Origin of the sequence: Mucilaginibacter sp. L3T2-6, assembly GCF_030519355.1 — a bacterium.
Taxonomy (GTDB): domain Bacteria; phylum Bacteroidota; class Bacteroidia; order Sphingobacteriales; family Sphingobacteriaceae; genus Mucilaginibacter.
Window position 1 is genome coordinate 155,535 of record NZ_JAUMKC010000007.1, and the last position, 22,328, is coordinate 177,862.

Here is a 22,328-nt window from a genome sequence, read left to right on the forward strand (position 1 = left end):
CCAATAACGCAGGCTGATTGCCTGCAGCGCCCATAATTACCAGTTTGTTGAGAAGCAGCATTTCGCTAAGCAAGAGATTGTTATTGAGGTTGAGTCCGCGCTAGGAATATAATTTAAAATAAAAACATACAGACTTGTCTGTTTAAAAAATATTATTTATGTTTGCGCCATGAAAAAACATTCAGTTCGCGAACAGATTGTTGAAACCGCCTCACGGTTGTTTTATAAACAAGGCTACCATGCCACAGGCATTAACCAAATCATAGATGAAGCTGATATCGCAAAAGCATCGTTATATCAGCATTTTGCGTCCAAAGAAGATCTGCTGGTGGAATACCTTACACGTAAAGGGATTGAGACCAATGCCGCTCTAAAGGCCGAGGTTGCCAAATACAATACCCCAGAAGAACAGGTGATGGCCATATTTGACTTATTGGCCGGGTTAAGTGCCTCGCACGAATACTATGGTTGCAATTTTCTGAATATAGTATCAGAACTGCCTGTCGAAAATGAGCGGGTGAGGGCTATTATCAAAAAACAAAAAGACGACGTCAGGGCGCTTTTCTCCAGTATACTACATCCTATACACAGGGAGCAGCTGGCTGATGAATTGTACATGCTTTTTGACGGTGCATTGATAACAAACAAAGTGCAGGGCGCCCAATGGCCATTTGAAACCGCGCGAAATATCGCCAGCAAGATCATATAAAAAATTTGCTTTAAAACAAACAGACTTGTCTGTATATAAATTCATCAATTTTTATTATTCAAACTTTAAAATGAAAACAGCAACTATTAGTTACAAAACGGAGAATGTTGATGGCATCAGCATTTTCTACCGCGAGGCAGGGGATAAAAAAAACCCCGCCATTCTTCTTTTGAACGGCTTTCCGTCATCGTCATTTACTTTTAGGGAACTTATAGCCGATTTGGCTGCTGATCACTACCTGATCGCACCTGATTACCCTGCATTTGGAAACAGCGATGCCCCTTTAAAGGAAAGCTATGAGTACACTTTCCATAACCTCTCGCTTACGATGGAAAAATTTATCGATCAGATTGGCTTGTCTCAATTCAGCCTTTACGCTTTTGATTACGGGGGCCCTGTTGGCTTCCGCATTGCCAGCCGTCGTCCGGAGTTAATCCAGTCACTGATCATACAAAACGCTAACGCTTATATCGAGGGTATCGGCCCGGGATTTAACGACGCCATGCCTTTTCTGCAAAACCGTAATACCGAAACTGAAAAGCCGATCAGACACTTAATGACGCTGGATGGCATCAGGATATTTTACTTTAACGGCGCTGAACATCCTGAACAGATCAGCCCGGACGGCCCGATATTGGATTTATTTTACTTAAACCGTCCAGGCGTTATAGATATCCATTTGGACCTCCTGCATAATTATTCATCAAATGTAGCCGAATACGGCAACTGGCAGCAGTATTTCAGAACACATTTGCCGCCTGCTTTGCTGGTATGGGGTAAAAACGATCCGTTCTTTCCATTGTCTGCAGCCGAAGCCTATAAAACCGATCTGCCTGATGCCGAACTACGTGTTTATAACACCAGTCATTTCGCGCTCGAAGAATACCACAGTGAAATTGCCGCTAACATCCGGGCATTTATTATCAATAACAATATCCGTTAATATCCCTCTAACACGTGGTTTGCCAGGCTTCGAGCCATGGCAAACCCTTGTTTTTGGCCCTGTCTTTAATTACAATGAACGTTCAATACTATTATGCGCTGATGCCGCTTGTCGTCGGAACTTGCCTGCCCGTTATGGCGGCTAGCAATGGCGCCTTGGGTAAGACCCTTGGAAGCCCATTTTGGGCAGTATTTTTCGCCTTTTCAATTGCCGCCGTCATAGCCGGCCTCATTATCCTTTTTGGCGTCAGGCAAGCGCCTTCGGCCGGACAATTTGCAGCCACAGGCCCGCAGATGTGGTTGGGGGGCTTAGTTATTGCGGCAAACATCATAACTTTTACAATTGCACCGCAGAAAATAGGAATAGGTGTTACCATTATTCTCTTTATTGCCGGGCAAATGCTATCATCGGTGCTGATAGAACATTGGGGTTGGCTAAGTTACGCTAAACATCCCGTGAACTGGCCCAGGCTTGCCGGGCTTGTTTTATTACTCACCGGTGTTGCGCTCATTAAAATTTATTAGCGGCATTATCTTAAATTAGCTTAATATGCAAAATCCTATCTTATCGCCGCTAAAAGGGGAATATACCAGGCGGCAGTTTGTTAAAACCGCAGGTATAGCGCTGGCGGCAGCCGGTTCGCCATTTAAGTCAGCATCATCGAAAAGTAAAAATTCATTTAAGGCAATCGTTTTTGACGGGTTTGTTATCTTCAATCCCAAACCGGTTTACGCACTCGCGGATATGTTTTTCGGCGACAAAAGTGCTGAATTGTGCGCACTGTGGCGCACCAAACAATTTGAGTATTCATGGATACGCACCGCCGCAAAACTGTACGCTGATTTTTGGCATGTTACCGAAGATGCGCTGGTATATGCAGCAAAGAAAACAGGGGTTTCACTGTCATCCGATCACAAGGCACAATTAATGAACAGGTTCCTCGGGCTTGATATATGGCCGGATGTATTACCAGGTTTAAAAATGTTAAAAGACCAGGGGCTAAGCCTCTCTTTCCTATCTAACTTTACCGTGAACATGATGGAAAGCTCATTAAGCCACAATCAGCTTACACATTTTTTTGACCATAAGCTGAGCACCGACGCAGTAGGTGAATTTAAGCCGAGCCCGGCTGCTTATCAAATGGGCGTTGATACCCTGAAATTAAAAAAAGGAGAAATTATCTTCGCAGCCTTCGGCGCCTGGGATGCAGCAGGTGCAAAGCTTTTCGGATACCCTACTTTTTGGGTAAACCGCGCGCATAGCCAGGCCGAGGAGCTTGGGATCGTTCCCGATGGAGTCGGTTACAATCTCAAAGATCTGCTCAGCTTCGCTAAGGGCTAGCAGAAGCTTCTATGGTTTGCGGGCATATTGATAAAATAACTATCAAAAAAGCTACTGTCTTCTGTAACCTAATTGCGCAATCCGCATCTCAAGGACATATGTATTCATTATGCCCTTAGAAATCAGAAATCTCACCAAACAATATAATAAACACAAGACCGGCTTATCCGATTATTCCATTACGATAGAGAGGGGTATTTTAGGTTTGCTTGGCCCTAATGGCGCAGGCAAATCAACCCTGATGAAAATCATTGCTACCATCAGCAAGCCTACCAACGGAACTTTATTTTTAGACGGACAGGATATTGTAAGCAATCCCGATTACATCCGTAAAATGCTCGGCTATCTGCCACAGGATTTTGGGGTTTATCCCAATTTAAATGCGTACGAATTTTTAGCTTACGTAGCCGCACTTAAAGGCGTAGGCGGGGCCGGTTTAACTAAGCGGATAGATATGTTGTTGGATGGTGTTAACTTAACCGCCGATGCAAAACGCCCGATCGGGAGTTACTCCGGCGGCATGAAACAGCGTATTGGCATAGCCCAGGCATTGCTGAATGATCCGAAGGTTTTAATTTTTGATGAACCTACCGTCGGCCTCGACCCGGAAGAACGCGTGCGTTTTCGCCAGCTAATATCAGATATGGCTACCGATTGTATCATTATTCTTTCATCACACATCGTATCAGACATCGAAACTATTGCAGATGAGGTGGCTGTTATGCAAGGCGGCAACCTGCTGCAAAAAGGAACTAAGACTGACATAATTAAGCTGATTGACGGCAGAGTATTTGAAACTCTAATTGACAATAGTGACCTTACTGCCTTAAAGGCCAGACACCTTGTGATTGACACGAGCAGGCAAAAGGAACTTACAAAAGTGCGGTACATCATCCGCGATGGTATCCCTGAACCATCATCCGCAGCGATAAATGCTACCTTAGAAGATGCCTATCTGTTCTTAACCCATAATAAAGCCTGATAGCATGAAATATATTTACAGCATGGTGAAAGCCGATTATTTACAGCGCACGCGCAGCTATTCGTTTTTAATTACGCTGGCTATTACCATTTACGCGGCTTACTCGTTTGTTCCACCGCCAACCGCATCATATACCACACTTAATGTTGTTGGTTACAAGGGTATCTATAATTCTGCCTGGGTCGGCCATGTCTCTGCGATGATGACAACGATTATGCTGTCGTTATACGGCTTCTTTCTGGTGAACAGCGGTATTAAGAAAGATATCGACACAGAGGTTGGACTGATTATCGCGACCACGCCTATAAGTAATTTTACCTACCTGTTAAGCAAGATGCTCAGTAACTTTCAGGTGCTGCTTACCATAACAGGAATCACGTTTGTAATGAGCATCGTCATGTTTTTCATACGTGCCGGGGGCGCTCCTTTTATACTTACCAATTTCGTATTGCCTTACTTGTTTTTTTCTCTGCCGGCGTTGCTGACCATATCGGCTTTAGCGGTAGCTGGCGAGGTTTTTCTGGGCCGGCGGCAGATCCTGCAATATGTTTTGTTTTTCTTTTTATTCGGTTCAATTATGGCTAATGTCGTTGGGCATAGTGCAAACACGCTAACTACATTTATTGACCCCTTCGGGGTAAATGCGATGACCAACAGTGTTAAGGACCAAGTAAATACGCAGTACCACGAACACATCGAAAGTGTTAATCTGGGCTTCACCTTCAGCGCAAAAAACCGGTTTAAAACTTTTGTATGGGATGGCATTGAGTGGAAAGGCATTTTTTTGCTAAGCCGCCTGGTTTGGGTTTGTTTTGCTTTCGCGATAGTTTATTTTTCATCGTTTTTCTTTCACCGGTTTGATTTTAGACAGCCGGCCAGCAAAAAGAAAAAACAGATGACAATTACAGGTTCATCGGGCGCAATGGTATTTGCAAAGGGAATAAATATAACATTACTTCCGCCTGTGATTACGGATTACGGCATATTTCCCTTCATTAAAACTGAACTTTTGTTGCTAATTCGCAAAGGCCCGAAATGGTTTTGGCTGATAAACGGGGGAGCATGGATAAGCACGCTTTTTGCACCACTTGCAGTTGCACACGCTTACATATTGCCGGTATTATTGTTTTTACAGGTTACCCGCTTTTCGGATATCGCAACCAAAGAGACAGCCAACCGCCTGCATTACTTCACATGGTCATCGTACAAACCCCTGCAACGGATGCTGCCTTCGCAAATGCTGGCAGGCGTTATATTAGCACTAGGCCTGGCATCGCCGGTGATGCTGCGTTACGCTGTATCCGGCGATTTTTATACCGTGCTCAACCTGGTTAACGGCGCTGTGTTTATTGTATTGCTTGCGGTAGCGATGGGGATATTAAGCGGCGGCAAAAAGCTGTTCGAGATATCATTTTTCTTTGTAACCTACTGCATCATCGAAAAATTGCCGGTAGCCGATTACCTTGGCTCGATGCCACACTATTCTCATACCGGATATGTATTTATTATTTCGCTGCTAAACCTGCTTTTCGCGGCGGTGAGTTTTGGAGTTAGAAGTTACCAGGTGAGGCATTTGTAATTGACCGGAAGATTTATCAGCTTCGATAAGTTAACGAATCCGGACGCAGTATTACTTATTGACTTTTATTTACCTGTTCCGGCTCCGACACCACTATCTCCGGCCGGTTTTTAAACATCTGGAATACCCCTGTAACACAAAGGGGCTTGCCTTTTAGATTCGCAAAATCGAGGTTTACCTTATTCCCTTTAACGGCGACGGTGTATTTTTGATTGGGATAAGCAGCTCCCATATTCAACAAGGTTAAAGTATCGCTGAATATCCTAACAGAATAGACTGTATCGCAAAGTGTGCCGGTTTTGCCAAGGTTTTTACTAAATCCCTCAGTTGAGAATCTTTTTTGGGCTGATGCTGTAGCCGCAAACCCTACAAGGATTGCGAGAACAAGTAATATTTTCTTCATGATAATTTACGATACTTTTATGACGCAATAATCTCAAACACTACCATCAATAAAAAGAAAATGTTTGCTTTGTGCCAGCCTTGTTACTCAGCAGGTCTTATTTTCCGCCGGTAGATTTTTATAGCGCGATAAATTGATGAAGCGATGGCATCCTGGCCGCTCTCCGAATTAAGATATTTTTCCTCAGTGCTATTGTTTATATACCCGGTCTCCACCAGTACCGCAGGCATAGCGCTGTGGGCTAAAACAAGCACGCCCTGTTCTTTGACCCCCCGGCTGCTACGGCCGTCATGGCTTACGAACTGATCGTTTAAAAGTTCGCCGAACAAGATACTTTGTTTGCGGTACTTTTGCATAAAGGTATTCAGCACTATCATTGCCGTAGGGTCTTTTTCGTTATAGCCGGCATAGTTTTTCTTATAGTCTTTTTCCTGGTAAATAGAGGCATTTTCGCGCAGGGCTTCCAGTTGTTCTTCTTTACGATGAAAACCATATACCAGCAGCATTACCCCCTTTTCCTTATGTGCTCTTTTTGCTGTTCCCTCCGGCGATGAATTGCAATGGATAGATACGAATAGATTTGCATTGAGCCGGTTAGCTATGTCAGCCCGTTTATTTAATTCAACAAACCTGTCTGTGCTGCGGGTCATCACTACGTTTACATCCTGCATGTTATTTTTAAGAAGCCGTTCAAGTTTTTTAGCTATTGCCAGGGCGACATTTTTCTCGTAGGAGTGTGAGCCATGTGCGCCGGGATCTTTACCACCATGGCCGGCATCAATTACAATAGTTTTAAAGTGGAATGATGACTTGGTTTGCGCCCCGGCAATTTGCGTTAAAATCAGCAGCAAAATAAGCACTGTGGCGGTGTAGACTTTCAGACTTTGGGCGTTCATCAAGGTAGATAAGCGCATAATTAAGCAAATTGTTTCAATCGGTATAATTATGCTGGTTTGTTGCATTTGGGGCAAAGACCCGATGCATATAAGGTAAAGCCCTCTGCTTTAAATCCTTTCGGCAGATTTATTTCAGGCAACTGCAGGTCGTCAAGACAGTAAACGTTCTTGCATTTAGTGCAATTAAAATGCAGGTGTTCATCATGATGGTGATCTTCGCCGCAACCGGATGAGCACATGGCATAATTAGCAGTGCCGTTTAAATCAAATACTTTATGAATGATGCCCTTTTCTTCAAAGGCGTTTAAAATGCGGTACAGTGTTACCCGGTCAATATCCTCCATTACGCTTTCAAGATCAGGCTGAGATGTAGCCACGTTTTTTTTGGCCAGCATGGACAGCACCTTAAGGCGCGGTCCTGTCTTTTTAAGGTGATGCTTCTCAAGCAGATCTTCAAAATTATTATTATGCGTATGAGCCATCTTTATATTAATAATTTATTAAAGCAAAGTTACTAAGAATAGTTTAAGTCTTGAGTCCGAAGTCTTAAACGCAAAAAACCGATTGTTAGAGACTGGTTAATGTTTATGTCCGAAATGCAGGAGGGTGTTATTTGCCTGGCAAACACTGGTGTATTTGTAGTTAAAAAAATGAGCCGCAGCAATCAGTAAGCCACCCAAAGGCACGATAAGCGCCTCACGCCAATTGGTAACGTATAAATGGCCGATAATAATTATTAAAAATCCGCCGAACAATAAAATAGCCGGCAATAACCGGCGATGAGAGCGAAAGTAGGACAGGCCTATCGCATAAAAGCCGACAATCAACGCAAAGGTTATCATTCCCCATTCAAACCAGGGATTAGCTAAAAAGCCAAGCCCAAGCAGTGGCAGGCTGGTAATAAGCAAAGGTACAACGGCACAGTGTACCGCACATAATACCGATGCTGTCATGCCTATATTATCAAGCTTCGAGGTGTGCTTTGGCTTATCCATGGTGCAAATATACGAACAAATGCAATCGTGTTGCATTTGTTCGTGTCGAAATTCCGTCATTCTAATTTAATATTTCAGTTGCTGGCATAATTAACTCCTGTTAACATCGTCTTAAAATCAATTCGTTGAATGTTAATTTAATATTACTTAAACATTCGGTAATCAGATGGCAATTATTACTTTTGCCGTCGCTAAAAAGTGGTGTACCCCTATGTCATTGAGCGTTGTTAAGAGTACCTGGAAAGAGACGTGGAGTGAGGCTGTAAAAAGACAGCAGATTATTATCGGCACAACTATCATGATGTCGGTGGTGTTTACCATGCCGTTATTTTTTACGCACATTGAAAAAAGGCAGGGCACGTTGATAAAGGACCCGGTTCTGGCCGGTATTCCCCCTCACGATGTTTCGTTGCTTATATTTGCTATAATCTGGAGCATGATTTTGCTTATCATCGTCAGGGCAGCCTATAAGCCTTCTATCTATATCATATATTGCTGGGCGCTCATTCCCATAACGCTGGCGCGCTTTATTGCAATAAGCATTGTGCCGCTAGAACCGCCTATCGGTTTGCAGCCGCTAATTGACCCTTTGACCGGAATTTTTTACGGACAGCATTTTATTACCAAGGATCTGTTCTTTTCGGGCCACATTGCTACAATGACGCTGATCTTTTTGTGCCTCCGGAAAAAAACCGACAGGATTATAGGCTTTATCGCCACCATCGCCGTCGCTTTTTTACTCCTGGTACAGCACATTCATTATACTATTGATATTCTTGCTTCCCCGGGTATTGTTTATATCTGCTACCGGCTTACACGGCGCTTTTTAGATAAGGAACTTGATATAACCGTACCGTTCAAGCGGTAGTGAATGTCACTTCGCGGATACTTTAATTTTTCTGGAGTACACACCTAAATGTCCGTTCATGTCGGTGCCTTCAACAATCAAAGTGTAAACCCCAGGTTTATAGGGTGCGTGAAAATCCACTGTCGTTTGCCCTTTGTTATCTGTAACCATATTTGGCTTCCAGAAAATAGTAGCGCTATTATCGCCCGCGGCGCCGTCATTATTATGGACGCGATATTTGGGCTGATAAAATTGTCTGGGCAAACTAAACGGCATCGGCTTATAAAGGTATGTACCCGGCGTAAATGGTATATACGGTCCATTCCCCGAGCGTGTTGTTATTTCGACATAAGCTATGTCCCAGGGGTTAACTGTCATGCCATATTCCATCGAAAAGTATTTCAGCCCATACTTTGCACTATGACTAACCTCAATCCCTTTTATATCTTCAGCAGAGTGTGATGTCAGATAATCCTTTATACTCATGAAGGGCGAAATATCATCCACGTCGTAAATTTTATAAAGCGACACACCATCGACAATAATTTTAACCGGCTGGTCGTTTACAAAATACCAGTCTGTATTAGCTGTCGGTCCGATGCCGTCGGTTATATAGCGATACATGGCATCATCATCCTGTACTTTTTTGCTGAACTGACTGCCCACCAGCAGAAAAAAACCCTCGCGGAAGCCGGGTACCCTTTCAAGAAGCAAATCCAGGAAGGTCTTCCGGCCTGCTTTTTCCAGTTCTTTTTCGTCAATCACAACATCGGCATTGCCCGGACCGTTAGGGTTTTGGGAATCCTTAATAAATTTTTTGGCTGTAATTTTTACTTCCTTTAATATATGCCCGTTTCCCTTAAAAGTGTCCCTGGCGGTCTTAGCCGCTATGGTTTTTTTCATAATATCAAGTGTTTTATTGGTGCTATTTACATACCACGGAACACTTGTTTGGCCGGAGCTTGCAAACGCAGGCGGCTTGAATTCATCTACAGACAAGCTTACATTAAAGCTTTTGCCGCGTTTGTTTCGCGCCTGCATCACGTAAACGGGCGTATCAAGGGGGATGATATCCCGTATTTCAAAACGGCCGTCTTTATCGGTCAACCTATCAATTAATAGCCTCGTTTTTTTTGAAAACAATAATACCTGAGAATTGGCTACCGGTTTATTAAAAACATTAGTAACCCGTCCCCTTATAACAAAGTCCGTCTCGGCCGGGAATAAAGGCGGCACTTGTTTACCAAACACATCCTTCCAGTCATAATTAACCCAGCCCTGGGTAAGCATCAAATTGTCTAAATGCTGTGCAATGCGCCCGCCTGCATCCGCCTGAAAATAGTAACCCGGCTCTTCAATAGTCCCTTTTAAATCCGACGTAAGTAATAATGTACTAACGATATTCGGCCTTGTCACCGTATCAATTTTAACCAGTGAATCATCAGTTACCGCTACCGAGAAATCACTTGTTACCGGCTGCCCTTTATTATCTGTAACCTCTATCTGAAAGTTTATGCTGTCCCCTGGTAAATATGTAATATTGTCCGGGTTCGCGCGGAACTTTAAAAAGTCGTTATGATTAATAAAGACAAGGCGCTGGTTCAAAGGTTCCCGGGCATCACTAAACAACGTGAACCTTGCTATACCTGAGGGAAAAGGTGTTGTTGGTATCTTAAAACGGACGCCGTCACCTGAAAGATTGATTATGGCGCTATAGCAAACGCCAGAATTAGTCTGACCCACCAGGTAATAGCTGCCTTTTGCATTAGCGCCGGCGACAATCACGACCAGGGAATCCTGGCCGGGCATGGCATTGATCTTTAGCATTGTGCCGGTCAATAACACCGTAGGAAGTTTGTATAAGGTTGACGTATTAACGGGCGAATCTATTCGCGCTGTGTAAACTTCGCCGGCAACCGGTTCAAAATCAAAAGCACCGATGCCCATGTGGGCCGACTTAAATTTTGTTACTTCATGTTGTTTACTGTCAAAAATTCTTCCTTCAACATCAGCGGCCTCGCCATCTTCGTTAATCGCTTTAAAACCAATATGACTGGGGACGCCTGCAATCAGGGGGCCGCTTTCCGGCATAAACTGCAGGTCGATTTTTTCGGGGCGATTGATATTTACAGGAATAATTACGCTATGCTTGTCATTAATATTATCCGTTTCCTGCGCCATTATACTAAAGTTTTTTACCGGGTATTTTAGCGTGAAGTCTACATCGGCGGTACCATCCAATTTGGTCCGGCTCTTACTGGAATACAATATTTTGCCGTCGTGCAATACGCTCAACTGCAAGTCTTTTAAAATTACCGGCTCGTTATTAAGCTGATTAAATTGCAGCCGGAGCTTTGCTTTTTCAATATTTTCGCTTTTTACCAGATCGAACCTGCTGTTTATCAGCCACTTTTTTATATTCGGGTCAGAAAAATAGAATTGTTGTTTAAAAATGGACGTCTCCCCAAAATTACGCATCCAATTAGTATAAGCCCGCAATGTATAACCCCCTTCCCGAAATGTTTTAGGATCGATGGCAATATCCCCCCAACTTAAACCATGCGATACGGGGAGCATAATGCGCTGTACTACCTTATTGCTGTCGTTTGCCAGCTCCGCGTACAAAATTCCGCTTTTTAGGGATGGGGCAAGGCCGGATGCATTTAACAGGTATGCTTTAAACCAGATGGTATCGCCGATGGCGTAAGATGCCCTGTCAAATTGGATGTAAAGCTTTTCAACGGCGGCCTTATTGATGAACGAATCAATCGCACCGGTAAGTTTACCTATTCCTGTAGTTGTAGTAGTTTGCGCTGATGCTCTGTTAACGAATATTAATGCAGCCGCAACAATAAAAAGTATAAAAACACTTTTTATTGGCTTATGAAATGCCGGTTTGCGTTTTGCGCCGGATATTTGTTTCAGGGTGTGCAGGTTAATAGGATTGGTTAGGTAAATATAACAAAAAATAGTCCATCGCAATATTTTCGACGAACTATTTAGTTGATTGAATAGTGTTATTAATTAAAGCGTTTCACCAAATCAGGCGAGGCCCCGATCATCTTTATTTTATACCTGAAGCCGCCGTTAAATGAATCTTCTTCCTTTAAAAACTCATGTTCTTTTTTACTTATCCAGTAAGTTTCAGAATATTTACTTCCCTTGTATTCGCCCTCGGTAAATAGTTTCCAGCAGTCAACCTTCTCATTGCCGAGGGTGGTGATCACTTCGCTGCCGGTTACCTTATAAATTACCCAGGCCGGCGGACTTAACCCCGCATCGTAAAAGTTAATGGCAAATGTTTTTCCTGCAGCCAACGGCAGAATCTCGAAGGTCTCAATGTCCAGGTTCCAGTTAAGATTAGGCAGTTTAAAGGCAAGCTTGAAATCTATTTTGGTGTTACTCGCTACGGTGTCGGCTCCGGTAATTTTGTCTGGCCCCCAGTTGTACGCATTTACCTTGTTCTGCACGGTCTCCGAATGGTAAAGTGGTGCAAAATCCGCTATTTTATTGATGGAGTATACATGGCGGTAACTGTTGGTGTCGCTGCCGTACCAGTTCTGGGTAATAGTAAATACCTTTTCACCGTTTTTTGTCCCGGTTTGAATGTTTCTCATCCAAAATGAAAAACCGAGCTTTTTTTTGTCCTTTGGAGCCTGGAAGTACACCAGGTATTGGTTGAGCGCCGGTTTTAAATATTGCGTAAGCAGGCGCTTATCCTGCACGCGAATGGTATCCACCTGGCCATAAACCAAGCCGGCAGAAAAAAACGTTATGACTGTAAGGATGTAAGTAAATTTTTTCATTTTTTGTTTGTACCGGGCCGGGCTATCAACCCCGGCCGCTGTTTTAATTCATTACCGACCAGGTTATAATAATTCCGGTAACTATCGCTTTAATAATCCAGCAAATTAATTGCATACTTCTAAATATTGCGCGGCTTTGATCAAGCTGCCGCCTAATCTCTGAACTTTAGCCTCTATTACTAATTGATGTCCTTGCCTTCCTGCAAGGTTTTAATTTGCCGGGCCATCGCATCTTTGGCCGGCTTGCTCGGCGCTTGCGCTTCAGCTTTTTGGATATAGGTTATAGCCTTTTTATAATCACCCAAGCCTGAATACCCCCGGCCTAATCCCGCATTGGTAAAATATTCGTCAGGGTGCTTGTCGTAATTATACTTGTAAATATCGAATGCTTCCCTGGTCTTTTTTTGCGCCGACAATCCCCGTGCATAGCCGTAAAGCTCAGTAACGCTGCCCAGCGGAATCGCTTTTTTCATAGCGGCATCAGCATCGGCCGTGCGGCCCATCGCCTGGTAAACATGGGCTTTCGAGCTCCATGCCTGGAATTCTTTGTCACCGCCAAAGATTTTATTAGTAGCGGTGTCTGCCCATAAAAGTGCCTGATCGAGATTGGTTTTGTTTTGTGCACAATAGTCTGCAGCCTGGCTCCAGCTTTCCCAAACGAATCCTTTATCAGTTTGTAATTCCTGCCTGAACAATGCTACCTGATTGGCAACTCCGTCCGACTCTATTTTAAATGGTATCACCAGCTTTTCCCATTGCAACTGCACGATAGCGCTATTGGGTGTTTCATCAGTAAATTCATATTTAAGGCGCTCTGCGCTTTTATCAGCAGGCACAGGTTTTACCTTCACCCGCAACACATCCTCATCGGGTTTATAGAAAAAGCTGCCCCACGAACTCCAGTTCTTAGAGAAAATGAGCTGGCATTCATCAGTGCCATAAGCTATATAAAAGCCATACTTTCCGGCTGCCAGGGGCTGGCCCTCTATTTTCACGTCGTTTGAAAATTCGATGCTGGTGGCTTCGTTTGCGCCGGCACGCCAGGGAGCGCTTTTAGACGATCCGAAGCCCTGGTCGACAAAACCCGGAGGAACGAGCTCACCCCAAATGTGGCCATCGCGCTTTTTAACTGCCGGGCGACTGTATTTAATAGTTACATCGGTAAGGCCGATCTGTTCGCTAACCGAAGCTCTTTTATTATCGCCATCAGGCAACGACGTAAGCTGGGCTTTGGCCACACCCATAAATCCGAGTTGGATGCCCGCCGCAATTATGCAGGTATTGATCAATTTTTTCATATCCAAAGGTTTTTGTCAGGATTTAAAACGTAATTTTTAATAAAGCTGGATTTTATGTCCTGGGCAGGCAAATCATTTAAACCTAATAGCTTTTATTTTAAATGAATAGGCGAAAAACATCAATAAGTGATTTTGGGGTTACACCGCTATCTGTTGAACAAACACACCCATTTATTGAAAAGCCTTATCCGAAACAAAAAAGCTTTGTACATTTAAAAATGAAATTTTTTAAGTGGAAGGCGAGTCTTACCCAGCTGCAGTACCTTATCTGGGTTGGTGTATTTCTAATTGTTTTCTTTACCTATTTGCCTGAAGATGGTATTGCCCAGGCTGCTACATTCACGGTAATTAACGGCGCATTTTATATTATCCTTATATATGGCAATATCAGTTTCCTTTTTCCCCGCTATTACGAGCGCGGACGTAAGCTGCAATATGCTATTTACACTTTCATTTTCCTGATAGGCAGCGGCATCATTCGCGGGTATCTCATCATGTATCTTGACATTCATTACTTTGCGATGAAGCCTATGCCGATGAAACCCAGCATGTTTGTATATTTTATAGTGGCAGGTTTTTTAACCTTTATGCTCAGCTTTATCTTCCGGATTGCGATAGCCTATTTTGATTTGAAGCAGCAATCAGAAAAAATATTGGTCCAAAAAAGCCAGGCCGAGCTCAATTTGCTGAAATCACAGGTGCAGCCGCATTTTTTGTTCAATACGCTCAATAACATTTATTATGAGGCTTATCGGGAGGCGCCAAGAACGGCTAAGCTTATCGAACGATTATCTGATATTATGCGCTATTTTGTAGATGAAAGCCCTAAAGAAGAAGTTTCGCTGGCTACCGAGGTACAGTTTCTGGAAAATTACATCGCCCTCGAGAAAATCCGGATAAGGCACGAGATTGAGTTGAATTTTGTAAAGGAGTGCAGCCCCGACCTTCGCCTGCCACCCATGCTGCTAATGACCTTTGTCGAAAATATTTTTAAGCATGGTATTGATAAATCGAGCAGCGACAATAAGATAGAAATCTCGCTGTTGCAGAAAGATGGCTACCTGCTGTTTGAGACACGAAACCTGGTTCATGACAAGACCGGCGCAAGCGAACACACCGGCTTCGGTATCGAAAACCTGCGCAAACGGCTCACTTTACTGTATGGAACAAACTTCGAATTGAACGTAGGTAACCCTGGCACTTATTTTACCGCATTTTTAAAAGTACCCGTTGCATGAACCTTAGTTGTATTATTATTGATGATGAACCCAACGCGGTTAACCTGCTGGAAATTTTGATAACACAAAATACCAAATGGAATTTGTTGGGAAAATGCTATGATGCGCTGGAGGCCATTGCCTTCTTAAAGGAAAATAAACCCGATTTTATTTTTCTTGATATCAACATGCCGCAGCTAAGCGGCATGGAACTGGCCGGATTGCTCTCAAAAGACACCAAGATCGTATTCACAACCGCTTATTCTGAATATGCTGCAGAAAGTTATACTTTCGAGACGATAGACTATCTGCTGAAGCCTATCACACTCAAGCGCTTCCTGGAAGCTATGCAGAAAATCGAACGATATTTCATGTTTAATCAGGCTAGTAAAACGTCTGTAGCGCCAGGCGGCAACGAGTATTTCTTTGTGAAATCCGGCAAGGTGTTACGAAAGATATTGCTGGGAGAAATACAATATTTCGAAGGGGAAAAGGAATACGTCCGCCTGGTAACCCCAAATGAACAATTGCTTATTTATCGCCGCTTAAAGGAAATTGATGAACAGCTCAGCCCGCCGTTTGTACGTGTGCACAACTCCTACATCGTTAACACCAGGCAAATCATTAAAATACAGGATAATCATATTTATATCGGGGCTAAACATATCCCCATCAGCGAAAAGTTTAAGGATAAATTTATGGCGGTAATAAGCCAGCGTATTTTTTGATTCACCGATTTTTTCCGGCAACTGCCTGCTGCCAACTTAAAACTGCTAATTTTTCTATTATTCCGTTCTCAAACTATCTGCCGGGTTGGCCCTTGCCGCTTTGATGGTCTTAAAGGCGATGGTGGAGAGACCGGTGACCACACCCGCTAACAAAGCGATGGCAAATATCCACCAGCTGATTGCAATGCGATAAGGAAAATCCTGCAACCAGTTATTCATTAAATACCAGGCAAGCGGCAACGCGATGATATTGGCTATTAGCAATAATTTAAAGTACTGTTTCGCAAACAGCGATACTATGCCCGCAACACTTGCGCCGATCACCTTGCGGATGCCAATTTCTTTTTCCTTTTGAGCGACCGAATAGGTTATCAATCCCAATAAGCCAAGGCATGATATGAATATTGCTATTACCGCAAAAGAGCCCACCATTTGCTGCTGGCGTGTATCCTGATCATAATCCGACTGAAACATGGCATCCAAAAATCCAAAGCTAAATGGAGTATCGGGATTTAATTCCTTCCAGTTCTTTTGGGCATATTGTACTGCATCCTTAACCCTGCTACCGTCAATCTTAGCTATAATTGTCGTACAGCGCAGCGGGTTTACGTTCATAACGGCGCAGGCTCCAATGGTAGCATGCAACGAAAAGTAGTGGTAATTTTTCAGCACACCTGCTATCTTATATTTATAAATAACACCATTATGCAGATGCGATACAAATTTGCCCGGAGCAGTATCAGGATCGAGGCCGAGTTGTTTTGCAGCTTCCTCATTCAATAATACTTCGTTGCCGAAATCATGCAATTCGGGATCCTCCTGCATATCGGTATTGGTAAAGACCTGCGGGCTAAAATTGCCGCCTGAAACAAATTTTAGTCCGAGTGTATTTACATAGTTTTCATCAGCAAAATCAAAGAACACTATCTGCTTGTCGTTTATAGTCTTGCCTGATGCATATAAATTCATGTCGCCCGATACCAGCGGGGCAGTCGCTGCAGTTACCGACTTAAAAATACCGTTATTTTTGAGCCTGCCAGCCAGGATTGTGCTGTTATGCATCGCCTGTTCCCCGGTAAGATTAAGTACCAATTGCTGTTCCTGGTCGAAGCCAGGTTTGGAATTGATCATAAAATGCAGCTGGCGCCAGATGACAATGGTCGCAAAAACCAGGCAGGTTGAAATGATGAATTGCGATACAATCAGCACTTTCCTCACACTAAACACACCCATCGAATCAGCAACTTTGCCTTTCAGCACTTTCACCGGCTTAAACGCCGAGAGGTAAAATGCAGGATACAAGCCGGTAACCAGCCCCGTTACCATCGCAATTAAGGTAAGCCATAAAGCCAGGTTGCTGTTCTCATCAGCAAAGAATGATAGTTGTTGGTTGGTAAGGTTATTGAACACTGGCAAGGCTAATAATGCCAGGCCCGCCGCAACCACCAGCGCGCAAAAACTGAGGGCTATTGTTTCTGCCAGGAACTGATAGCGGATAGCGGCTTTAGCCGCACCCATTACACGACGCACGCCAACTTCGCGGGCACGGCTCAAGGCCTGCGCGGTTGCCAAGTTCATATAATTTATGCAGCCCAGTACCAGTATAATCAGCGCAATACACCCTAGTAGGTAAAGGTATTTAATGTTGCCCTGCTTGTAAGCCAGGTAGTCCTGGTATTCCCCTGAATGCAGATGAATATCATTCAACGGCTGCAGGCCGTTGGTAATAACGTCGTTATGCTCCTTCATTTCAGCCGCGGCGTGGCGTTTCAAATACGCGTTCAGCTTTATAGTTAAGATTCGCGGGTCGGTGCCATGTTTCGCCTTAATGTAGGTATAAAAATTATCATTTACCACCCAACTATTATTCCTGGCCATTAAATCACGAATGTAATCGCTGTTGTTAGATGCGAAGAAATCCGCTTTGATGTGGTTCAGAAAATCTTCTTTAAACACGCCGGTTATGGTATAGATTGCCGGCCCTGCCTTTACAGTTTTACCTATAGGCGATTCCCCCTTAAATAACTTAGCAGCTAGCGACTGGGAAAGCACGATCGTATTTGGAGCCGCGAAAGCTGTTGTTCGGTTGCCCTGTGCGAAGTGGAATGACAGCACCTCAAAAAACTGCGGGTCCACCCAATAGCCGGAGTCTTGAATGTATGGCGTACCGGGGTCTGCACCCTGCACCTGCACGATAACCGAACCATTGGTAGGATCCATGCGGGTTACCTGGTCAATTTCAGGAATTTCACCTTTAAGATATTTGGCGTAAGGAAGTCCAACGGTTGGCGCTTTGCTGTCGCCCTTGAAGGTGGAGGTAATGCGGTAAATATCATCGCGGTTATCAAATCCCTTGTCAAAGCTTAATTCATGCTGCCAATATAAAAACACCAGAGCACAGCAGGTTAACCCGATAGCCAGGCTAAAAATATTAATGGCCGTTGATGTTTTGCGTTTCCACAAGTTACGAACGGCAAGCTTTAAGTAGGTTTTGAACATAATTGAATGCACTTATTTCACCAATCGTATGAGCGCGAACTCAATGCCTCAGATTACGCGAATGGATAACGGTGTATATCAAAAATAACTGCGTGGAGAATAGGTTGTATGCCAGGTTATTCAGTTTAACAAATTTTAACGGGCGAAATGTTAATTAACGTTTATTGATAATTAAGCGGGTGGCCCGAGAGTTATCCTGAATGTTTGTGAAAAATCTTATCAGAAATGAGACGCTCAGGAAACATCATTTATCATGATGAAGGGGTCAGAGAGACTAATAAAGCGATAAACTGGCTACATTGCTGAAGGCACAAAACATTTTTACTTCTCCAAATAGATCACAGAACTTCTGGTGCATTGATATCTATCAACACGAGGCGCGAAAAAGCCGCGATTTAAACACTACCGCAAAGCTGCTTAAAACCTTGAATTGCCGTTAACAACGCGAGCTTCAAGCGCCAGCTCATGTACAAACAATTCTTTTACTTTATCAGCAATCTCGGCTCTGTTTACCGTAGCGGCGTTGCGGCGGCAGTTCAAATAATGCTCCCGGGCGATTTTCTCTGCCAGATCGCCAATGGTTTTTACCGGCATCTCTTTACCGAATTTGCCTGCCAGTATCAGTCCTGCGACGGCTAATACCGCCCCAATGCCGCCAACAGCGGGCAAAAAGTACAGGCATGCAAGGGATGCCCCTAAAAGCACAGAGAAAGTGAATATTACAATACCTTTGGGTTTGAGCAGGTTCATTTTAAAACCGAGCTCTTTTTCAACCTCGGCAATAACCTGCAGGCGGGTATCGCTTGGGAAAATGTTACAGAGTTTTGTTTGAGGCTTTACCAGGGTTTTGTCAATACCCACGGTGTTGTTGATGGCGTGGCGAAGCATATAAAAGGCATGTTGGGTTGTACAGCCTTCGCCGTTTCTTTGTTTTACCTTCTTTTGTACAACATCACACAGCTGCCCGAACATTTTAACATGCTTAAGGTCTTCCTTTTCAAACCTTATATTAAACGATGTTTCAATCTTCAGCAGCACATCCCCAATATCATCCGGATCAATATCTTTTAAATCAATTACCGGATTGTCATTCTTAAAACTAATTTTCAAAGCAAAACACACTAAGTTAAACCATAGCGTGCCGGTACCATAAAGCACCCGCACGCTTCAATTTCTGATAGCCAAAACCGCTATCTGCTTAAGTACATTGATTTTTCTTTATACAAGGCCCTGAAATATGGATCCTGCAGGTTTGGAATAAAGCGGATAGCTTCGCCGGTAGATTTCATCTCAGGACCAAGCTCCTTATTTACTTCAGGGAATTTATCAAAACTGAACACAGGTTCTTTGATGGCATAGCCCCAAAGCTTGCGCTCTATAGTAAAGTCTTTTAATTTATTAACGCCCAACATCACTTTTGCCGCAATGTTGATATAAGGCACATCGTAAGCCTTGGCGATGAACGGTACCGTACGTGAGGCGCGGGGATTAGCCTCTATCACATACACCTTATCATCTTTTATCGCAAACTGGATATTCAGCAGGCCGCGCACATTAAGGGCATTAGCAATTTTAGCTGTATATTCTTCCATCTGCTGGATAGCACTGTCAGATAAATCGAAAGGGGGCAATACCGAATAGGAGTCGCCTGAGTGGATACCAGCCGGCTCTATGTGCTCCATCATACCGATGATGTGCACATCTTCCCCATCGCTGATAGAATCTGTCTCAGCTTCTGCTGCGCGGTCAAGAAAGTGGTCGATCAATACACGGTTGCCAGGCAGATTTTTCAGCAGGCTAACTACCGCTTTCTCCAGGTCTTCATCATTAATAACAATGCTCATACCCTGGCCACCCAATACGTAACTTGGACGAACCAGAACAGGGTATCCAACTTCGTGTGCAACCTCAAGTGCTTCTTCAGCGCTTTCGGCAACACCGTATTTAGGGTATGGAATATTAAGGTCTTTTAACAAATCGCTGAAACGGCCGCGATCTTCGGCAACGTCCATGTCATTAAATGAGGTTCCGATAATTCTGATGCCATGCTGATGCATCTTTTCAGCCATTTTCAAGGCAGTTTGACCGCCAAGCTGAACAATTACCCCGTAAGGTTTTTCCAGTTCAATAATTTCACGAACATGCTCCCAGTAAACCGGCTCAAAATAAAGCTTATCGGCCATATTGAAGTCGGTCGACACCGTTTCCGGGTTACAGTTAATCATGATCGCTTCAAAACCACTTTCCTTGGCAGCAAGCAGGCCATGTACGCAGCTATAGTCAAATTCTATGCCCTGGCCTATACGGTTAGGACCGGAGCCAAGCACAATGATCTTCTTTTTATCAGATACTACCGATTCGTTCTCACCCTCATAGGTTGAATAGTAGTAAGGTGTTTTAGCAGGGAATTCAGCTGCACAAGTATCCACCATTTTATACACGCGGTTAATTCCCAGGGCTTTGCGGCGCTGATAAACATCCTCTTCGGTAACGTTGCCTAAGATGTAAGCAATTTGGGTATCCGAGAATCCTTTTTGTTTAAGCGTGAAAAAGAAATCTTCGGGAATATTATTCAGCGAATAGCGGCGAAGCTCATTCTCCAGGTTTACCACATCGGCAATCTGGTTCAGGAACCAGCGGTCAATCTTGGTTACTTTACGTACCGACTCTATAGGCACCCCTAAGCTAAGCGCATCGTATATATGGAACAGCCTATCCCAGCTTGGGTGTTCCAGGCTGTACATAATCTCTTCCAGGTTGCGGCTCTGGCGGCCATCGGCGCCAAGGCCGGCACGGTTGATCTCCAGGCTCTGGCAGGCTTTCTGTAAGGCTTCAATAAAGCTGCGGCCTATGCCCATCACCTCGCCTACCGACTTCATCTGCAGGCCAAGCTGGCGGTTCGCGCCTTTAAACTTATCAAAGTTCCAGCGCGGTATTTTTACAATCACATAATCCAGCGTGGGCTCAAAGTAAGCCGAAGTAGTTTTAGTGATCTGGTTTTCAATTTCATCAAGGTTATAGCCTATAGCCAGCTTTGCAGCAATTTTAGCGATAGGGTAGCCGGTGGCTTTCGATGCCAGCGCCGAAGAACGCGACACGCGCGGGTTAATTTCGATAGCGATGATTTCCTCATCGGCAGGATTTACCGAGAATTGTACGTTACAGCCGCCGGCAAACTTACCGATGGCACGCATCATTTTAATTGCCTGGTTACGCATCGACTGATAGCAGCGGTCACTTAGGGTCATGGCGGGGGCCACGGTTATTGAGTCGCCGGTATGGATGCCCATCGGGTCGAAGTTCTCGATTGAGCAAATGATGATCACATTATCGTTACCATCCCGCAAAAGTTCCAGCTCGTATTCTTTCCAGCCCAAAACAGCCTGCTCCACCAGTACTTCATGGGTTGGCGATGCCTGCAGACCACGGCTTAATGCAGCATCAAATTCTTCTTTTCTGTGTACAAAGCCCGCACCTTTTCCGCCGAGGGTATAGCTCGGGCGGATAACCAGCGGAAAGCCGATTTCCTGAGCGGCTTCTTTTCCTTCCAGAAACGAGTTTGCAATTTTTGACTTCGCCACACCTACGCCGATGTCTACCATCAACTGCCGGAAAGCCTCGCGGTTTTCGGTCTTTTCGATCGCAGCGATATCAACACCTATAACCTTCACATCATATTTTTCCCATAGTCCGCGCTCCGAAGCCTCAATACACAGGTTCAGGGCGGTTTGACCGCCCATAGTAGGCAGTACAGCATCAATTTGCTGTTCCTGTAAAATTTTCTCGATACTCTCGCAGGTTAATGGCAGCAGGTACACATGGTCGGCAATAACTTTATCCGTCATGATGGTAGCCGGATTGCTGTTAATGATGGATACGGTAATGCCTTCATCCTTTAAAGATAGTGCGGCTTGTGAACCGGCATAATCAAACTCGCAGGCCTGACCGATAATAATAGGACCTGAACCAATAATTAAGATGGATTTAATGGAGGTGTCTTTGGGCATGTTCTTATTAAAGAAGATATTTTGCCTTTTGCGCGGGATGCCAACCTAAAATTTCCGGGATTGTGGTTGCGTGCATTC

General features: G+C 44.1%; 19 protein-coding genes. 9 read left to right on the forward strand and 10 right to left on the reverse strand.

Going from position 1 to position 22,328, the window contains the following annotated elements; translation table 11 throughout:
* Positions 1-169: 169 nt before the first annotated feature.
* The 6 genes from Q3W13_RS10275 to Q3W13_RS10300 all read left to right on the forward strand — a co-directional run bounded on the left by Q3W13_RS10275 (position 170) and on the right by Q3W13_RS10300 (position 5,554).
* Positions 170-709, forward strand: coding sequence for a TetR/AcrR family transcriptional regulator (locus tag Q3W13_RS10275; RefSeq protein ID WP_302863476.1), 540 nt, complete (start codon positions 170-172; stop codon positions 707-709).
* A gap of 70 nt (positions 710-779) precedes the next feature.
* Entirely contained in the window at positions 780-1,652 is an 873-nt protein-coding gene (locus tag Q3W13_RS10280) for an alpha/beta fold hydrolase (protein ID WP_302863478.1), read from the forward strand.
* 74 nt (positions 1,653-1,726) lie between these two features.
* Complete coding sequence (locus Q3W13_RS10285) at positions 1,727-2,176, forward strand: DMT family transporter (RefSeq protein WP_302863480.1); 450 nt, start codon at positions 1,727-1,729, stop codon at positions 2,174-2,176.
* A 25-nt stretch (positions 2,177-2,201) separates the two neighbouring features.
* Positions 2,202-2,993, forward strand: a complete 792-nt coding sequence (locus Q3W13_RS10290; protein ID WP_302863484.1) for a haloacid dehalogenase type II — start codon at positions 2,202-2,204, stop codon at positions 2,991-2,993.
* A gap of 109 nt (positions 2,994-3,102) precedes the next feature.
* Positions 3,103-3,975 (forward strand): ABC transporter ATP-binding protein, encoded by an 873-nt coding sequence (locus Q3W13_RS10295; RefSeq protein WP_302863485.1) that lies wholly within the window; start codon positions 3,103-3,105, stop codon positions 3,973-3,975.
* Between the two features lie 4 nt (positions 3,976-3,979).
* The gene (locus Q3W13_RS10300) at positions 3,980-5,554 is read left to right on the forward strand and encodes a hypothetical protein (protein WP_302863486.1); all 1,575 of its coding nucleotides are present in this window, start codon (positions 3,980-3,982) and stop codon (positions 5,552-5,554) included.
* Positions 5,555-5,609: 55 nt separating this feature from the next.
* On the opposite strand, the gene Q3W13_RS10305 is transcribed toward Q3W13_RS10300, so the two are convergent.
* The 4 genes from Q3W13_RS10305 to Q3W13_RS10320 all read right to left on the reverse strand — a co-directional run bounded on the left by Q3W13_RS10305 (position 5,610) and on the right by Q3W13_RS10320 (position 7,908).
* Positions 5,610-5,957, reverse strand: coding sequence for a hypothetical protein (locus tag Q3W13_RS10305; protein WP_302863487.1), 348 nt, complete (start codon positions 5,955-5,957; stop codon positions 5,610-5,612).
* An 83-nt stretch (positions 5,958-6,040) separates the two neighbouring features.
* On the reverse strand, positions 6,041-6,871 hold the full coding sequence (locus Q3W13_RS10310) for an N-acetylmuramoyl-L-alanine amidase (RefSeq protein ID WP_302863489.1): 831 nt from the start codon (positions 6,869-6,871) through the stop codon (positions 6,041-6,043).
* 29 nt (positions 6,872-6,900) lie between these two features.
* Positions 6,901-7,335, reverse strand: coding sequence for a Fur family transcriptional regulator (locus Q3W13_RS10315; protein WP_302863491.1), 435 nt, complete (start codon positions 7,333-7,335; stop codon positions 6,901-6,903).
* Between the two features lie 96 nt (positions 7,336-7,431).
* Positions 7,432-7,908: a MerC domain-containing protein gene (locus Q3W13_RS10320; protein WP_302863492.1), complete on the reverse strand. Its 477-nt coding sequence runs from the start codon at positions 7,906-7,908 to the stop codon at positions 7,432-7,434.
* Between the two features lie 106 nt (positions 7,909-8,014).
* On the opposite strand from Q3W13_RS10320, the gene Q3W13_RS10325 reads away from it, so the two are divergent.
* Entirely contained in the window at positions 8,015-8,716 is a 702-nt protein-coding gene (locus Q3W13_RS10325) for a phosphatase PAP2-related protein (protein WP_302863493.1), read from the forward strand.
* A 6-nt stretch (positions 8,717-8,722) separates the two neighbouring features.
* Here Q3W13_RS10325 and Q3W13_RS10330 read toward each other — a convergent pair whose 3' ends face one another.
* From Q3W13_RS10330 to Q3W13_RS10340, 3 genes are all read right to left on the reverse strand, one after another.
* Positions 8,723-11,677, reverse strand: a complete 2,955-nt coding sequence (locus Q3W13_RS10330; RefSeq protein WP_302863495.1) for a hypothetical protein — start codon at positions 11,675-11,677, stop codon at positions 8,723-8,725.
* 38 nt (positions 11,678-11,715) lie between these two features.
* Positions 11,716-12,501, reverse strand: a complete 786-nt coding sequence (locus Q3W13_RS10335) for a hypothetical protein (RefSeq protein WP_302863499.1) — start codon at positions 12,499-12,501, stop codon at positions 11,716-11,718.
* 179 nt (positions 12,502-12,680) lie between these two features.
* Positions 12,681-13,799 carry a DUF2911 domain-containing protein gene (locus tag Q3W13_RS10340; RefSeq protein ID WP_302863501.1) on the reverse strand — a complete coding sequence of 373 codons (1,119 nt, stop codon included), beginning with the start codon at positions 13,797-13,799 and terminating at the stop codon, positions 12,681-12,683.
* A 218-nt stretch (positions 13,800-14,017) separates the two neighbouring features.
* On the opposite strand from Q3W13_RS10340, the gene Q3W13_RS10345 reads away from it, so the two are divergent.
* Together Q3W13_RS10345 and Q3W13_RS10350 are read left to right on the forward strand one after the other, a co-directional pair.
* Entirely contained in the window at positions 14,018-15,037 is a 1,020-nt protein-coding gene (locus tag Q3W13_RS10345; protein ID WP_302863503.1) for a sensor histidine kinase, read from the forward strand.
* The gene (locus Q3W13_RS10350; RefSeq protein WP_302863505.1) at positions 15,034-15,744 is read left to right on the forward strand and encodes a LytTR family DNA-binding domain-containing protein; all 711 of its coding nucleotides are present in this window, start codon (positions 15,034-15,036) and stop codon (positions 15,742-15,744) included. The genes Q3W13_RS10345 and Q3W13_RS10350 overlap by 4 nt, the downstream gene beginning before the upstream one ends.
* 57 nt (positions 15,745-15,801) lie before the next feature.
* On the opposite strand, the gene Q3W13_RS10355 is transcribed toward Q3W13_RS10350, so the two are convergent.
* From Q3W13_RS10355 to carB, 3 genes are all read right to left on the reverse strand, one after another.
* On the reverse strand, positions 15,802-18,243 hold the full coding sequence (locus tag Q3W13_RS10355) for an ABC transporter permease (protein WP_302863507.1): 2,442 nt from the start codon (positions 18,241-18,243) through the stop codon (positions 15,802-15,804).
* 417 nt (positions 18,244-18,660) lie between these two features.
* Positions 18,661-19,353: a hypothetical protein gene (locus tag Q3W13_RS10360; protein WP_302863509.1), complete on the reverse strand. Its 693-nt coding sequence runs from the start codon at positions 19,351-19,353 to the stop codon at positions 18,661-18,663.
* 80 nt (positions 19,354-19,433) lie between these two features.
* Positions 19,434-22,250, reverse strand: coding sequence for a carbamoyl-phosphate synthase large subunit (gene carB / locus Q3W13_RS10365; RefSeq protein ID WP_302863511.1), 2,817 nt, complete (start codon positions 22,248-22,250; stop codon positions 19,434-19,436).
* Between the last annotated feature and the right edge of the window lie 78 nt (positions 22,251-22,328).

Excerpts from the sequence above, each read along its gene's own strand:
- Q3W13_RS10325 (WP_302863493.1), top strand. The coding sequence starts at position 8,015 with ATGGCAATTATTACTTTTGCCGTCGCTAAAAAGTGGTGTACCCCTATG.
- Q3W13_RS10340 (WP_302863501.1), bottom strand. The coding sequence starts at position 13,799 with ATGAAAAAATTGATCAATACCTGCATAATTGCGGCGGGCATCCAACTC.
- Q3W13_RS10345 (WP_302863503.1), top strand. The coding sequence starts at position 14,018 with ATGAAATTTTTTAAGTGGAAGGCGAGTCTTACCCAGCTGCAGTACCTT.
- Q3W13_RS10295 (WP_302863485.1), top strand. The coding sequence starts at position 3,103 with ATGCCCTTAGAAATCAGAAATCTCACCAAACAATATAATAAACACAAG.
- Q3W13_RS10305 (WP_302863487.1), bottom strand. The coding sequence starts at position 5,957 with ATGAAGAAAATATTACTTGTTCTCGCAATCCTTGTAGGGTTTGCGGCT.
- Q3W13_RS10315 (WP_302863491.1), bottom strand. The coding sequence starts at position 7,335 with ATGGCTCATACGCATAATAATAATTTTGAAGATCTGCTTGAGAAGCAT.
- Q3W13_RS10290 (WP_302863484.1), top strand. The coding sequence starts at position 2,202 with ATGCAAAATCCTATCTTATCGCCGCTAAAAGGGGAATATACCAGGCGG.
- Q3W13_RS10275 (WP_302863476.1), top strand. The coding sequence starts at position 170 with ATGAAAAAACATTCAGTTCGCGAACAGATTGTTGAAACCGCCTCACGG.
- Q3W13_RS10310 (WP_302863489.1), bottom strand. The coding sequence starts at position 6,871 with ATGCGCTTATCTACCTTGATGAACGCCCAAAGTCTGAAAGTCTACACC.
- carB (WP_302863511.1), bottom strand. The coding sequence starts at position 22,250 with ATGCCCAAAGACACCTCCATTAAATCCATCTTAATTATTGGTTCAGGT.
- Q3W13_RS10280 (WP_302863478.1), top strand. The coding sequence starts at position 780 with ATGAAAACAGCAACTATTAGTTACAAAACGGAGAATGTTGATGGCATC.
- Q3W13_RS10285 (WP_302863480.1), top strand. The coding sequence starts at position 1,727 with ATGAACGTTCAATACTATTATGCGCTGATGCCGCTTGTCGTCGGAACT.
- Q3W13_RS10300 (WP_302863486.1), top strand. The coding sequence starts at position 3,980 with ATGAAATATATTTACAGCATGGTGAAAGCCGATTATTTACAGCGCACG.
- Q3W13_RS10335 (WP_302863499.1), bottom strand. The coding sequence starts at position 12,501 with ATGAAAAAATTTACTTACATCCTTACAGTCATAACGTTTTTTTCTGCC.
- Q3W13_RS10355 (WP_302863507.1), bottom strand. The coding sequence starts at position 18,243 with ATGTTCAAAACCTACTTAAAGCTTGCCGTTCGTAACTTGTGGAAACGC.
- Q3W13_RS10320 (WP_302863492.1), bottom strand. The coding sequence starts at position 7,908 with ATGACGGAATTTCGACACGAACAAATGCAACACGATTGCATTTGTTCG.
- Q3W13_RS10350 (WP_302863505.1), top strand. The coding sequence starts at position 15,034 with ATGAACCTTAGTTGTATTATTATTGATGATGAACCCAACGCGGTTAAC.